Source organism: Catenovulum sp. 2E275 (assembly GCF_025515275.1).
In the GTDB taxonomy this organism is placed as follows: Bacteria; Pseudomonadota; Gammaproteobacteria; order Enterobacterales; family Alteromonadaceae; genus Catenovulum.
This window is the reverse complement of the sequence record NZ_JAOPFU010000012.1, coordinates 64,070-78,983: the sequence shown is the minus strand read 5'-3', so window position 1 is coordinate 78,983 and position 14,914 is coordinate 64,070. Positions and strand designations below refer to the sequence as shown.

The following is a 14,914-nucleotide window of genomic DNA, read 5'->3' as shown; positions in this document are numbered from 1 at the left end:
AAGCATTCCCACCAAAGAATATGAATATATACTATTATACGAATAACCTAACACCTCATATTATTGTTAACAATATACATTAATCAATATAAAAATGTAAGTATTATAAAGCTAGATACGGAATGTGTTCTCTTAAATAATAAATCTGAATCTGATACTGCTTTTACCATTGGTTTTAATGATTCAAATTATTTTAGAAATGTTTTAAAAATCACAAGGGTTTTGCCAAAAAATCATAAGGCATTGTTTTTATTAATTTGTAAAAAATATAAATAATTTGAATTTATTTATATTTTTAAGTGTTTTATTAAAAATAAATTGTTAACATTAAACAGTTTTATTGTAACATATAATTAGCCACATTGGTTTATTTAAGATTATTATTTTAAATCAAATAGAGGAAACATCATGATTTTGAATTTTAAGCTCAAAACCTTGCTATTGAGCATAATGATAGCTTCATTAAGCGCATGTAGTAACGATTCTACAAATAATAAAGAAGATTTACCTGATATAGAAAACCCTCAGCCTGAGACCCCAGAGCCTGAGACCCCTGAACCAGAGACCCCTGAACCTGAGACCCCTGAACCTGAGACCCCTGAGCCTGAGACCCCTGAACCTGAGACCCCTGAGCCTGAGACCCCTGAACCTGAGACCCCTGAGCCTGAGACCCCTGAGCCTGAGACCCCAGAGCCTGAAAACCCTAGTACAAAATTAATAGACACAGAAACGGTTATACAATTAGGTCAACCTTTTGAAACTAGCTACATGGTTTCGGGGCAGGCCACTAAGTCGATTTTATTTGATCTGTCTATTGCCGCTGCGTACGCACATATCAGTATCGAAGTTGATGGTAAAATCTTGCTTGATAGTTTAAATATTCCAAGCTCTGGTCAGCATTCTCTAACAGCAATTGTTGAGTTTGATGGTACTGGTGAAAAAGCGATAAAAATTATTGCTAATGCAGCCGATATCACAGTTAAGCACATTGATGTTGTGGATGCGACAGCCAAAGCGCTACCTAAATTTACCGATATTTCGGCTGACATTGGTTTGTTTGATGATCCTAGTTTGAAGTACGGTGGCCCTTCTATTGCAGATATGGATAACGATGGTGACTATGATCTTATCTTAAATAATCATAACGATTCGCCTAGCAAACTGTATTGGAACAATGGTGATGGCAGCTTAACAAAAAATTCAACAGATTTGTCTTTATGGAAATTGATGGATTTACATGGCTCTGCTGCCGGTGATTATGATAATGATGGTGATCTTGATTTAATTATTACCCTAGGTGGTGGTAATGGCACAAACCCAACGCCACCAGTATTTTTCCGCAATGATAATGGCACGCTTGTTCGCAGTGATACGGCAGTTGGCATTACCGCTGGTGCGCGAGGGCGTTCTCCGCGCTGGTTAGATTTAGATATGGACGGAGATTTAGACCTAGCCTTATTTAATGCTGCTGGAATTAATGGCGAAACTGGCGCGCAACATATTTTCTATCGTAACAAAGGTGATGGCACCTTTGAGGTTGTTGATGTACTCGGGTTAGGTTATGCATCGAGCGATCGTGTACTCGTGACTGATTTTAATAAAGATGGCATAGATGACATATTGATGATCGCGCCAATGTCTTTATGGCAAGGTAATGGAGATTTTACTTTTACCAATGTCAGCGATACTTGGTTACCACAATCAGTGCGTGATTTATGGGGTGGTATAGCTGCCACGGATGTAGATCTTGATAATGATGGTGATTTGGATATCTATGTCGCTGCTGGTAAAGGTTATTATAGTGTTGCGGATAAATCGCTCGACTTTAATCCAACTAGCCAACAAATGGACATCAGTGATAAGGGCGACACTGCTGGAAAAACTGAGTTCAGTTTTTCTGCTGATAGCGACATAAAGCTCATCAATTATGATACCAGTATTATTCGAACCTCTGGATACACAGGTGATTTTGAAATTTTCCTTGGCGCTGATAAAACTGCATTTGTACCTGCCGATCGTGATGAAGTGAATTCTATTAGCCAAACACAAGCACAAGGTTGGCCGACCACTCGAGATGGCAACGGTATTTATATTGGTCATGTCGGCAATGGTGAATGGAAAATGGAAATTGTCCGTGATCAAAAGTTAAGTTGGAGTATTAAGTATAGTTTGGCGGGTATTTCTTCGGTACAAACAGACTGGCAACCTAACAATAGGAACATGCAGGATACCTTGTTGATTAATCAAGGTGATAAATTTGAGTTGGCACCAGCAAGTTGGAATATTCCTCAAGGCGGTAATCATTGGGGGGTGACTCATGGAGATTTCAACAATGACTCGTTTAACGACATATTTGTTTATCGTTATACATATTTGCAGCAGCGCGTAGCCGACTATATTTTGTTAAACACTGGCCAAAACAGTTTTGAAATTGTCACATCTGTTCAAGCAACTGCTATGGACTCGACTGGTCATGCTGATTCAGGTCAAGCGTTTGATTTTGATTTAGATGGTGATGTTGATGTATTGAGTGGTGACGATGAATACGGTTTGTGGCATATGTTCCAAAATGACTATGCAGGTACAAATCAATTTACACTGGTACAGGTGGGTTATAGCCCAATTGAAAATATAGACCCAATTTCAGCACAAGTCACAGTAACCACGGCTTTAGGTACTTACTACAAGCGAGTTGGTTCTTCAGGAGAATCTCATTCTCAAAGTTTGTTAAATACAATTCATTTTGGTTTAGCTGATGCAAGTGTGATTGAATCGATAGAAATTCGCTGGCGCAACGGTGAAACTGTTTATCTAAAAGATCAGGCGGTTAATACCTTGCTTAAAAGCGCGGATGGTGAATTCCCTGAGCCTAATAACATTAAATTGACCCCAGAAGCTGCAGAGGTAAGAGTAGGCCGTTCTATTGATTTATCTTTAGTGCTTGAGCCAGTCAATGCTAACCCTAATGTAAATTGGATATCAGATAAGCAAAACCTCGCGACAGTTGACAATAACGGGGTGGTAACGGGTGTTGCCGAAGGAACTGGGGTGACTATTACTGCAACATCTACCGCAAATGGTCAGTCAGGTTCGGCTGTGGTAAACGTAGTGCCATATTTTGATATTCCTGTGTCGGGTATTTCACTTTTGCCACAATCTACTTTAGTGCTGGTTGGCAGTAGCCAAAAGTTAACCGCAAGTTTTACACCTGATAATGCCGATATTAAAGATATCAATTGGACATCAACTGACGACTCGATAGCGACTGTTGATGAACAGGGTGTTGTACGTGGTATTGCCGATGGCCAAGTTATCATTACCGCGACAACACTTGATGGTGGATTTGAAGATAGCAGCACAATTAATGTGGAAACTTATGCACCACCTTCAATTGCATTCAGTGATGAAGATTATTACAAAACGACTGAATTTTTGACCTCGGCAAGTTTAGAAGTGGTAGTTGATTATCATGCGGGTACAGGAGACAGCGTAATTGCCGGTGTGGATGATGGGGCAAAATTCTTTTTACGTGAAATGACTTCAGATTGGTCAAGTGTGGTCAAAGATTATACTGCCTCCGATGCTAGAATAATTGGTACAACTTCAGGTCAAGCGTCAGTGAGTATTCCGCTAACAAATGTAACACCAACAGCAGAATTAGCTGACGGCAATTTCTATTTCCTATGGGTTAGAATGAGCAATAGTGAAGGAGAGGTTGTAGATAAGGGCGTGTGGCCAGTTAATATTGTTGCCGGAGATACGAGCTCTGAACCAACAGCATCTGTTTGTAATGCAAGTAATTTAGTGAGTTGTGGCAATAATGATGGTGAAGGTGCAGACGTAACAGACTGGTATGCGTTTAAACACGAAAGTTATGCAACCGACCTATCTACTCAGTTATCTGTCAGTTCCGCGCAAGCAAAAGACGGCAATAACAGTATTATGTTTGCTTTTAACCAAGCGGGTATTCAGCATTTCGTTTACGATAAAATTGTATTTGAGGTAACTGACACTGCTGATTATCAACTTAGCCTAGACGTATATGGTGATAATTTGTCAGTGGGGACCGACTATGTGATTGAGATTTCATTTAGGCCTGTAGATGCGCCCGAAAACTCAGAAGCGTACAAGTTGTGGCAACGAAAAACCTCTGGTAGTTGGCATACTCTTAGCCATACTGCGACTTTACCGAAAGGCCAGTATTTTGTTGGATTTAAAGCATTCAGCCCTGGGTTTGCGAGCACACTAACCTTAGATTATTACTTGGATAATATAACTGTAACTAAACAATAAGTAATATCGACTAACAGACTATAAAAAGCTAAAAGATATACTTAATTCTTTTAGCTTTTTATTTGTGAATATCTTCTCATATCAACAAATAAACAACATAAAACTTATCTAAATATAATATTACTTAGGAAAAGTAGCTACAAGTTAGGTAATAGTAATGGCGCAAATATACAATCAATGAGAGTGCACTAAAGCAACCAAGAATCTAATTTAATTGGACATATTGATAGTTAATACAGCAAAAACCTTAATTTTTGCGTAGTGTTTAGAAATCTGTATCACTTCAATTTATGATTTAGATAAACAGGAGTAACACATGACTCAAGAATTTGATTTCAATGAAGCATTAAAGCAACTTCAATCAGGAAAAGCGTTAATTGGTAAAGATGGCATTCTTACCCCATTAATCAAACAACTGACAGAAGCCACTTTGCAAGCCGAACTAGAACTACATTTGGAAAATGAGACCCAGCCCAACCGGAAAAATGGCTCAACTGCCAAAACAATTAAAACCTCAACTGGTTAAGAAAAATCAAACCAAATCATCTGAAAAGATAGACCTTAAAATTCTCTCCATGTGTTCAATGGATTAAGTTACCAGGATATCCGCAAGCATGTCGCTGATTTATATGGATTAGAAATATCAGAAACCTCAATTACCGCTGTCACTGACCAATTAGTATCGCAGCTTAATGCTTGGCAATCTCGTCCATTAGATGCGGTTTATCCCATTGTTTGGCTAGATGCCATTCATTTTAAAGTCAAAGATGAAGGCCGTCATGTCAGCAAAGCCGTTTACACCATTTTGGGGTTAAATGTTGAAGGGCAAAAACAATTACTCGGTCCGTATGTGTCTGAAACGGAAGGCGCCAATCATTGGTTATCTGTGTCAACAGACTTACAAAACCGAGGTGTGAAAGATATTTTAATCTCCTGTACTGATGGACTCACCGGTTTTCCTGATGCCATTGAAACTATCTATCCGAAAACTCAGGTTCAGCTGTGTATTATTCATCAAATTCGAAACTCGATTAAATACGTAGGCTCTAAACACCATAAAACTGTAAACCTGCAAAAAAGCATCATACTTTTAGTGCGGTAACTCACTGTTTTACCGTTAATATCGCACTTATATAGCAGTTAAAAGTATCATACTAACTCACTACATTTCACTATGAAGCAATGCTAACTAGCAATCAGATCAACAAGTTAAATGGTTAGTATGATGGTTTTTTGTGAGTGTGATACTTTTTGTTGATTAACAAAAACCTTCATGGCTGATTTAAAGCCGGTTTACCGGGCAAACACTAAACTGGCAGCCGAAGCCGCATTGGATGAATTAGAACAAAAATGGGGTACTCAATATCCGATTGTTATCGAATCTTGGCGTAAAAAATGGGATAAGTTGAGCACATACTTCCAATATCCTGAAAACATTAGAAAGGTCATTTATACAACGAATGCGGTTGAGACGGTTCATCGCCAATTTAGGAAATTAACCAAATCCAAAGGCGCGTTTCCAAATGAAAATAGTTTGCTCAAGCTGTTGTATGCTGACATATTGAATGCTCAGGAAAAATGGACAATGCCAGTTGCCAACTGGAACTTAGCATTGTCACTTTGATGGGCAGTTAAATGAGTATTTACAATTTACAAGTGTAAATCGTATTTACCTGACACAGATTTTTGAACGCCCTCAATTTTTGCATTAAAACCTAATCAACAATATTTACAATACTGCTTCCGCTGCCATTTTTACCAATTAATACTCCCCTATTGAAGTGGTTTTAATTCTTCATTCAAACCAATTTTTTGAGCTTATTACTGTTTATCTTAATCATAAATTGAAATGACTAGATTTCTAAAAGCAAACTCGGTAACTGATAAACTATGATATATTTGCTTAAATTCAGAGTCCCTTTCAAGCTAAAAGCATAGGGCTGATACATAATGCTTGAATAATTTACAATACCATAACTAATACTATCAATTATTACTCAATTATGCTTAAAACAATCGACTAACCTTAGTTATGTTTTAAATAAACAACCCGTTTTTGCAAATATTCTTCAATACCATAAACGCCGTCTTCACCACCTGTGCCGCTTACTTTATGGCCTGAGTGGTAACCTTGCACATAACCCACAATTTGTTTGTTTACAAAAATAGTACCCACCTGCATGTGATTCATAGCATGCATTATGGTGTCGATTTTTTGTGTCCATAAATAAGATGACAAACCTTCATCCCTGTCGTTGGTGATATCCAGCGCCTGCTGATAATCTTTCACCTTGATAATGGGCATAACCGGGCCAAAAATTTCTTCTTTTGCAACGGCCATATCCGGTGTTACGTCAGTCAAAATAGTCGGTTCGTACCAGTTACCCTGTTTAAAATAATCGCCGGCTGGTTTTTTACCACCAACGGCTGCTTTTGCACCTTTGCCAATCGCTTCTTTAACCATTTCGTCAATTCGGTCGATGCCAACTTTAGTTACACTTGGCCCCATATTGACATCGCTCATCGGGTCGCCGTAAGTCACTTGTTTGGTCAGTTCAATCACTCTCTGGGTAAAAGCATCGGCGACTTCTTCTTCAACCAGCACCATTTCGTTACAAATACAAACCTGACCACAGTTGGCAAAACGGGAAATAACCGCAGCGCGCGCCGCCTCTTCGATATCTGCATCTTTTAATACGATAAATGACGCTTTACCGCCCAGTTCAAGCACTAAACCCGACACATTTTGCGAAGCCGATTTATAAATAGCCTGGCCTGCGCGCGTACTGCCAGTTAATGAAATTAAACGCACACTTGGATTAGTCACTAAATAAGAGCTAACTTCAATGCCAGTGCCGCTGACTAAATTCACCACGCCTTTTGGCATGCCAATTTCATCAACCACTTTACAAAATTCTGAGGCAGTCACAGGTGTGGCTTCGTGTGCTTTTAAAATAATGGTATTACCTGTCACCAATGCCGGGCCTAATTTACGGCCGATCAAGGCCAGAGGATAGTTATAAGCACATAAACCTAAAGTCACCCCATAAGGGACTTTAGTGATCCATAGCTGCTCATTCGCATTATCAGACGGAAAAATTTTGCCTTCAATCCGGCGCGCAGCTTCGGCGGCATAAGTAATGTAGTTACAGGTATCATCAAATTCGCCATACGCTTCAGGCAAAGTTTTGCCCTGCTCCGCAACCAATAATTTTGCAAAGTGATCCCGTTTTTCTTTTAAAGCTGCAACCAGTTTGTGTAACCAACGCGCACGTTCAATCGCAGGTAATGCTTGCCATAAAGGCTGGGCGACTAAACTGGTATCAATCGCCAGCTGGGTATCGGCTGTTGTTAGCTCTGGAACCGTCGCCCAAACTTGATCGTTAGCGGGGTTAGTGACTTCAAATACTTTGCCGTCGGCTGCGTTTTTCCATTCACCATTGATATAACACGGGTAATGCGTAATGCTTGAATTTGACATCTTTTTATTCCTCTTTTTTATGCCAGCTGAGTCTGAAATTAAAACTGCTGGAGTCATTTTTTCAGACCAGCGGGATCGTTTTATCGACCACTAAATTGAGCTTCGCGCTTTTCAACAAAAGCGTTAAACCCTTCTTTAGCATCCTGAGTATCATAAAGTTGATCAGATAATTGTTTTTCCAGTGCCAGGCCATCTGCCAGCGACAGTTCTGCGCCTTGTTTAACTGCTTTTTTGGTTGCAGCTATCGCAAGTCCCGGCCCTTTAACCAGAGCTTGTGCGTAATTGAGCGTGTTCGTTAATAACTCATCTGCTGGATATAAACGATTTATCAGGCCAATGCGGTAAGCTTGTTCAACGCCAAAATTATCGCCGGTTGCAAGAATTTCAAGCGCGCGGCTGGCACCAACCACTTTGGTTAATCTCTGGCTGCCGCCATTGCCCGGAATTAAACCCAGTTTAATTTCAGGCAAACCGAGTAAATAACTGCCGTTTGCGGCAAAACGCAAATCACACGCCAGCGCAATTTCAAGTCCGCCACCTAAAGCGTGGCCTGCAATCATAGCAATAAATATTTTGTCGCTTGCTTCAATCGCCGCTAAATTTAAACGGGCCTGTGCCACCATTTTCTGGTTATCAGCCGTGTTGTTTTGCGCAAATTCTTTAATATCGGCTCCGGCACAAAAGAATTTTTCCGATGAGCTGCACACAATCACAACGTTAACACTGGATACATTAGCTGCTTCAATTGCTTTGGCAAAATCCTGCATAAAGGTGAGATTATAGGCATTGGCTTTTGGGCGGTTAAAGCGCAGGTAACCTACCCCGTCGATTTGCTCGAAATAGACAAACTCTGTCATAAGCCTAACTCCTGAAATACGTTAGCGGTATGCTGGCCTAAACTGGGCGCGCCGATTGACGAGTGAATAATTTGGCCATCAAGCCGTATCGGGCAACGTGTGGTTTGATACTCGCCACCTTCAGCTTCAACCGTTTGCAGCATATTCAGTACTTTAAAACCGCTATGTTCAATCAGTTGTTGCCAGTTCAGTACTTCAGCACACCAGATATCGGCAGGCTCTAAAATATCCAGCCAGAATTGAGTTTTTTGCCCGGATAAATGATTGGCCAGAATTTTTTTAATTTCATCCCGTTTGGCAAACCAAGTGCCAGAATCGGTATAAGCAGTTAAAGGTTCACAGTTTAACAACTCACCTAATTTTGGAATTGCACCCATTGCCAAAGCAAGGAAGCCATCTGAAGTTTTATATAAACCATAAGGCGCACCAACCAAAGAATGGGCTGCGTTTTGCAGGCCACGATCAATTGCCTGTTTATCCTGATAATAAAGCGTGAGTGGTTCAAACTGAAAATCGAGCATAGCTTCTAACATGCTGACCTCAACTTGCATACCCTGACCGCTAACCAACGCAGCCAAAATGCCTTGCACTAACTGAGCGCCGGCAAAAATATCGGCCACTGCAACACCCATAGGCACAGGACCATCGTTTTGCGCACCGGTTAACCAGCTTAAACCCGATAATGACTGTAATAATAAATCCTGACCCGGACGATCAGCCCAAGGCCCCTGATTGCCGTAACCACTAATCTCGGCATAAACAATGTTCGGATTAATTTGTTTAACCGATTGATAATCTAACCCTAAACGCGCCATCACTTGCGGGCGAAAGTTATGGGTTAAAATATCGGCTTTTGCGATCAGTTTTTTTGCCGCTTCTATACCTTCTGCCGCTTTTAAATCCAGTATAATGCTTTCTTTATTGCGGTTAATTGCCTGAAAAAAGGCTGAACTGCCAGCAACCTGATGTTCCACTGCATAAATTGAACGGCAAATATCGCCCGCCCCTGGACGCTCAACTTTAATCACGCGAGCGCCTAAATCAGCCAGACGTAATGTGGCACTTGGCCCGGATAAAAACTGAGTAAAATCAACTACCAATAAACCATCTAACGGTTTTACCATTTCGGTTTGACTCATGATTTCGCTGTTATTCATGATTGTGAGGTCTCCGCTTTAAACTCAGATAAGCCATTGGCCAGTGCCTCGTTAGCTTCGCCAATTCGTGGCGCAGCCAGTTCAGATTTAAGAATCTGACCATTAATGCGAATTGGACAACGAGTAGTGGTAACCCCTATGCCATTATCACGCGATACCTTTTGCTCAAACTCTAATACTTTGTAAGCTTGATGATCGGTCAGCTGCTGATAATCCAGCACATCTGAACACCAGTATCCGGCTGGTTGCAATAAGCTAAGCCAATGCTCAGTGGTATCAGAGGTTAAAAATTCTGCCAGTATCTGTTTAATGGGTTCGCGTTTTTTAAAGCTTTCTTTGTCTTTATAGACTTTAAGCGCGTCGCATCCAAGAATTTGACCAAGTTTGCCAACCGAACCCATAGACAAAGCAATAAAACCGTCACGCGTTTGATAAATACCGTAAGGCGCTCCTAAATAAGGGTGCGCATTGTTTATGCGAGTCCGTTTAGGTAACTGACAGTCGGTATTTAAAAACGCGGTTAAGCCTTCAAACTGCAAATCTAAAATCGATTCAAGCAGGCTGACTTCAACTTTTGCGCCGATATTTTTACGTTTTTTACGCACCAGTGCCGCTAACAGCGCCTGCGCAAAATGTGTACCTGTGATCATATCGGCAACCGCCAAACCAAATGGGGTTGGTGGCTGATGCTGATTGCCCGACATCCAGGTTAAACCGGAAACTGACTGAGCCAATAAATCCTGACCCGGTTTATCGCGCCACGGACCTTCGTTGCCATAACCACTGACTTCACCATAAACTATGGTCGGATTAATTTGTTTTACACTCTCATAATCCAGACCAATTCTGTCCATAATGCCCGGACGGAAATTGTGGGTCATTACATCAGCCTCAGCGATTAGCTGCTTTACATTTTCTAAATCAACCGGGTCTTTTAAATTAGCGGAAAATGAGCGTTTATTACGGTTAATGGTATGAAATAAAACACTGTCACCATCGGCCCATAAATTTTTTGTTGCTAAGCTTCGGCATGCATCACCGCCATTGGGCCGCTCAACTTTAATAACAGTTGCGCCCAGATCGGCCAAACGCAGGCCCGCGTAAGGGCCTGCTAAATATTGGCTGAATTCCAGTACAGTGATGCCTTCTAATGGCAAACTCGTCATGATTAACTCTTAGCCTTAGATTGTCTGTACAATTCATTTAACTTGTTTAACAAGGCTTTTTCATCGCCGCCATTCATTAAATATTCACGAATTGGCGCACCAGAATTGTCCTGAAACTGCATATGGCCGTGATAACGCGGACGTAAAAATGCGCGCTCTAAACCCGGTAAAGTATCTTTGAAATAGTTGTTCGTTACTGCATTGGCTGAATCTGATAACCAGGCTGTTCTGTGACCCGGCTGACCGCCCATATCAACAAAGAAAGTGCTTTGCATATGCGGGTTGGCAACAAATTGCGCGTACTGGGCACAAATTTCTTTGTATTCAGAATTCGCTGAAATGGCTAACCCTGTACCGCCTAATGTAGTACGTAATCTGTCAGTACCTTCTAAAGTAACCATATCGCCAAACTGTAATAATTTTCGCGCGAAGTTATAACGGGCATAGTTTGAATAACCATAAGCAAATGGACAATAAGCAAACTTATCAGTTTGAGTCATAGCTTCATAAACCTGAATTGGATTCATATCAAAACAGGCACGGTTTAAATTAACCGATAATTCGCGCAACATTTGTAAAGATTGCAGACCAATTGCTTCGCTGACAACCACATCGTCCTGTAAACAAACGTCTTCACCTAAAGTTGAACATAACATGTAGAAGTTCATTAAGGTGTCTTGCGGAATAGAAGGCACAGCCACTTTGCCTTGTTTGGCTAAGTCCATCAGTTCTGCCCAAGTTTGTGGCATGCCATCTAACATGTCTGGACGAATTGACGCAACCGGTGTTGCCGCATCTATTGCCAGTGCCCATTGCTGACCACTGAACGAATAACTTTCGTGCGAATGGCCTACGCTGTTTTTTGCCTGATCGTCTAAAAACTCAGCTGGTAACCATTTATTTAATGCTTCAATCACACCCGTATGCGCCGCAAAACCAGTCCACGGATGGTCAATCACTAACATGTCGTAGCGTTTTGCTAACTGATCGATTGGTTCATCAGCAAAGGCTTGCAGTGAACGCTTTTCCCAAATAATGCGAACATCCGGGTTAAGTTCTTCAAAACGTTGTGCGGTTGCTGCCATTGATGTGTAACCACGGCTGTGGTTCCAGGTAATGCCTTTTAAAATTTTAACCATGATGTAAACCTGCTTTATGCTTGTCTGATAAACATTAATTTGCTTGGCTGGCAGTCGTTTTCCCAGCCGTGTAGTGTATTGGCCGCAAACGAAATAAAATCACCGGCCTGATAATGAACTTGCCCGGTTTTTTCTTCGTTAGCGCAGCCCGCATATAAAGTGCCTGATCCGGATACCACATATCCCATCCAGACTTGGTCAGATGCATGAAGTGGAAATTCAACTGCGTCTTTTTCAATATCAAACATAAATACAAACACGCCTGATTCTTCAATTGTCGCGCCGTTCCATCCCTGATGCTCCAGAGCTTCAAATTTGGGTCCGGTTTCAGTAGCGAGAAAACTGGCGCCTTGTTGTTCGGTCATTTTGATTAACTTTGACATGCGAGCTCCTGATATTTTTAAATATGCTCAGAATTCGAAACTGCAGGGAACAGGTCTGCAGTCCCGAACCCGAGCATAAAAACTTATTCCATTTCCCACATTTCAGGGAAGAAACGATAAATACTGTGTCCGCACTTAGCTAAACGCTCCTCGGCTTCTGCGAGGAATTTTAAACTCTGTGCTTTTGCAGCCTGCTGACTACCCACTAATAAGGTGTAGTGGTTGTCTGAAATGGTTTCGCCGTTTTCATCTTTCAGGCATACCGCAATTTCAAACGTGCCTTTGGCATTAGCTGGCACATCCCAGTTAATCGTGACATAGTTTTTCGCATCATCACTGGCAACATCAACCGTTTGGCTGCCAGCCACTTCGGTTTGGAAACCATCGTAAATCACCTTCCATTCCAGGGTTAGATTTGAAAATGCTTTGTGGTAATCATTTAATACCCAAAGGTCAGCGCTGAACTTAGAACCCGCATCCCAACGGCGTTTTTCAAAATGTAAACTAGGTAGCAGCGGTGCATAAGTACGTTTTAACCAGTCAAATGACAGTTTTTTCTCTCCGTAATAATCAATTACACCCCATTTAATATCCGGTACGTGAGTCATAAAGTGACAAAGCGCAACCCCACCCATACGGTCTTTACGACGACGATAGGTTTCTAATGCAAACTGAATCACTGTGCCCTGTACTATTTGAGTGGCTTCAACAAACTCTTCAAGTGAACCTAATTTGTAATCGTTAAATACTTCAAAGTTTAAGTTTTTCAGAATGTCGATGTCCGCCCAGTGATACGCCCAGCTCGGACCCATAGGCCATAACTCATCTTGGGGAATAAACTTTTTTAAACTATCAATATTAGGGGCAGAAGCCGCTGTTAATTCAGGAATAATCGCGCAATCTAAAGCCGGATAATATTCCTCCATAAACTCGGCGCCTCCCTGATAATAGTGCTCATTAGCATGCATAGACTCATACGCGCCAAAGCCCATATTTTGTGCAGATTCCGAACTTAATGGTGAGGCTAAGCCATAAGGTACATGGGTATATTCAGCAACGGCATCTCCAATTACTTCCATTAATTTTTTGTTACCACTGCGCTCATGTGCCCCCGAAAAAAATACTTCTTCCCCGCCCATCCAGAAAATGTTGGATGCATGGTTACGGCGTTGTTTAACGGTTTCAATACACTCATGTAAAACACCATCGATAAATGCCTGATCTTCCGGATAAGCTTGAGTAGCCAGAGTAAAGTTAGTCCAAACCGTAATCCCGAGCTCATCACAAATTCGGTAAAAATCCGGAATTTCTGGTGGATGCCAGCCGAAAATTCGCAGGTTGTTGATATTGGCTTCTTTCACCATAGCTAACCTGTCTTCGTATTTTTTCAGACTGTTACGACCATATAAGAAAGATGGCTGACCACCCCAACAGGCAGAACGTAAGAAATGGCGTTTACCATTAATCACAAATGTCCACGGAAACTCTGTGTCTTCACGGCTATGCAACATAGTAACCTGACGTAAACCAATCGTTTCGCTGAAACTATCTAGTTCAGTGTCTTCTTTTTGCACAGTCAGCGTGAGTTCATACAGGTTTTGCTCACCCATATCCCACGGCCACCATAATTTGGCGTGTTTAACTTTAATTTGCTCTCTGTATTCATGTATACCCGGCGGAACACACACTGTCATTTGTTTAACAAATTCATGTGTTTCACAATTTTTACCGGTGAGGTGGGCAACTAAATCAACTTGCTGTTCTTCATTGCTATGGTTAACCACAGTGACCTGATAATCGAGCACAGCTTTGTCGTCTGACTCTACGGTGACATCGGTACGAATGCTCTCAACTCGAACCATTTCAGTTGCCACCACTTTCACCGGACGCCAGATACCAAACGGGACTAAACCTGAGAAATAATCGCCGGAAAAATTAACTTTTTTACCACCACAGTTACGGTAGTTTTTAGGTGGCGGATCGAGCTTAACCATTAACATGTTTGACCCGTCGCGCCAGTCTTCAAAACTGACTACATCGCTAATATCAAATTCAAACTCAGAGAACATGCCTTCGTGACGACCAAGATGGGTGCCGTTTAACCAAACGTCACAACTGTAATCCACACCTTCAAATACGATACGGATTTTTTTGCCTTTCATTGTTGGGTCAACCGCAAAACGACGGCTATACCAGAATTCGTATTCAGCCGCCCATTTGGCTTTATGCATATTGCGACCAAAATAAGGATCATCAATTTCATTAGCGCGGTGTAAATCTGTGTATACATCACCCGGAACGGTCGCAAAATTCCAGCTAAAGTGCGTACCCTGATACTCAGCCGGTAATAAATGTAAACCTTCGATTACCCCCTGCCCCGGACGCATACGTTCCATCTGCCAACGGCAACCACTTAAATCTAATATTTGTCTATTCAC

General features: G+C 41.4%; 9 protein-coding genes and 1 pseudogene. 3 read left to right on the top strand and 7 right to left on the bottom strand.

The window, feature by feature from the left end:
* The first annotated feature begins 450 nt into the window (after window positions 1-450).
* From N7931_RS08320 to N7931_RS08310, 3 genes and pseudogenes are all read left to right on the top strand, one after another.
* Window positions 451-4,293: an FG-GAP-like repeat-containing protein gene (locus N7931_RS08320; protein WP_262793320.1), complete on the top strand. Its 3,843-nt coding sequence runs from the start codon at window positions 451-453 to the stop codon at window positions 4,291-4,293.
* Between the two features lie 316 nt (window positions 4,294-4,609).
* Window positions 4,610-5,353: pseudogene (locus N7931_RS08315) on the top strand (transposase); the annotation flags it as partial.
* 213 nt (window positions 5,354-5,566) lie between these two features.
* Window positions 5,567-5,917: a transposase gene (locus tag N7931_RS08310; protein ID WP_410369344.1), complete on the top strand. Its 351-nt coding sequence runs from the start codon at window positions 5,567-5,569 to the stop codon at window positions 5,915-5,917.
* Between the two features lie 402 nt (window positions 5,918-6,319).
* On the opposite strand, the gene aldA is transcribed toward N7931_RS08310, so the two are convergent.
* From aldA to N7931_RS08275, 7 genes are all read right to left on the bottom strand, one after another.
* Complete coding sequence (aldA, locus tag N7931_RS08305; protein WP_262793319.1) at window positions 6,320-7,774, bottom strand: aldehyde dehydrogenase; 1,455 nt, start codon at window positions 7,772-7,774, stop codon at window positions 6,320-6,322.
* 80 nt (window positions 7,775-7,854) lie between these two features.
* Complete coding sequence (locus N7931_RS08300) at window positions 7,855-8,631, bottom strand: enoyl-CoA hydratase/isomerase family protein (RefSeq protein WP_262793317.1); 777 nt, start codon at window positions 8,629-8,631, stop codon at window positions 7,855-7,857.
* Window positions 8,628-9,788: a CaiB/BaiF CoA transferase family protein gene (locus tag N7931_RS08295; RefSeq protein ID WP_262793315.1), complete on the bottom strand. Its 1,161-nt coding sequence runs from the start codon at window positions 9,786-9,788 to the stop codon at window positions 8,628-8,630. The genes N7931_RS08300 and N7931_RS08295 overlap by 4 nt, the downstream gene beginning before the upstream one ends.
* Entirely contained in the window at window positions 9,785-10,954 is a 1,170-nt protein-coding gene (locus N7931_RS08290; RefSeq protein ID WP_262793314.1) for a CaiB/BaiF CoA transferase family protein, read from the bottom strand. The genes N7931_RS08295 and N7931_RS08290 overlap by 4 nt, the downstream gene beginning before the upstream one ends.
* Window positions 10,955-10,956: 2 nt before the next feature.
* Entirely contained in the window at window positions 10,957-12,093 is a 1,137-nt protein-coding gene (locus tag N7931_RS08285; protein WP_262793313.1) for an extracellular solute-binding protein, read from the bottom strand.
* Window positions 12,094-12,107: 14 nt separating this feature from the next.
* Complete coding sequence (locus N7931_RS08280; RefSeq protein WP_262793312.1) at window positions 12,108-12,476, bottom strand: cupin domain-containing protein; 369 nt, start codon at window positions 12,474-12,476, stop codon at window positions 12,108-12,110.
* An 83-nt stretch (window positions 12,477-12,559) separates the two neighbouring features.
* Window positions 12,560-14,914, bottom strand: a complete 2,355-nt coding sequence (locus N7931_RS08275) for a glycoside hydrolase family 2 protein (protein WP_262793310.1) — start codon at window positions 14,912-14,914, stop codon at window positions 12,560-12,562.

Coding starts and splice junctions, on each gene's coding strand:
- N7931_RS08320 (WP_262793320.1), top strand. CDS start 451: ATGATAGCTTCATTAAGCGCATGTAGTAACGATTCTACAAATAATAAA.
- N7931_RS08310 (WP_410369344.1), top strand. CDS start 5,567: ATGGCTGATTTAAAGCCGGTTTACCGGGCAAACACTAAACTGGCAGCC.
- aldA (WP_262793319.1), bottom strand. CDS start 7,774: ATGTCAAATTCAAGCATTACGCATTACCCGTGTTATATCAATGGTGAA.
- N7931_RS08300 (WP_262793317.1), bottom strand. CDS start 8,631: ATGACAGAGTTTGTCTATTTCGAGCAAATCGACGGGGTAGGTTACCTG.
- N7931_RS08295 (WP_262793315.1), bottom strand. CDS start 9,788: ATGAATAACAGCGAAATCATGAGTCAAACCGAAATGGTAAAACCGTTA.
- N7931_RS08290 (WP_262793314.1), bottom strand. CDS start 10,954: ATGACGAGTTTGCCATTAGAAGGCATCACTGTACTGGAATTCAGCCAA.
- N7931_RS08285 (WP_262793313.1), bottom strand. CDS start 12,093: ATGGTTAAAATTTTAAAAGGCATTACCTGGAACCACAGCCGTGGTTAC.
- N7931_RS08280 (WP_262793312.1), bottom strand. CDS start 12,476: ATGTCAAAGTTAATCAAAATGACCGAACAACAAGGCGCCAGTTTTCTC.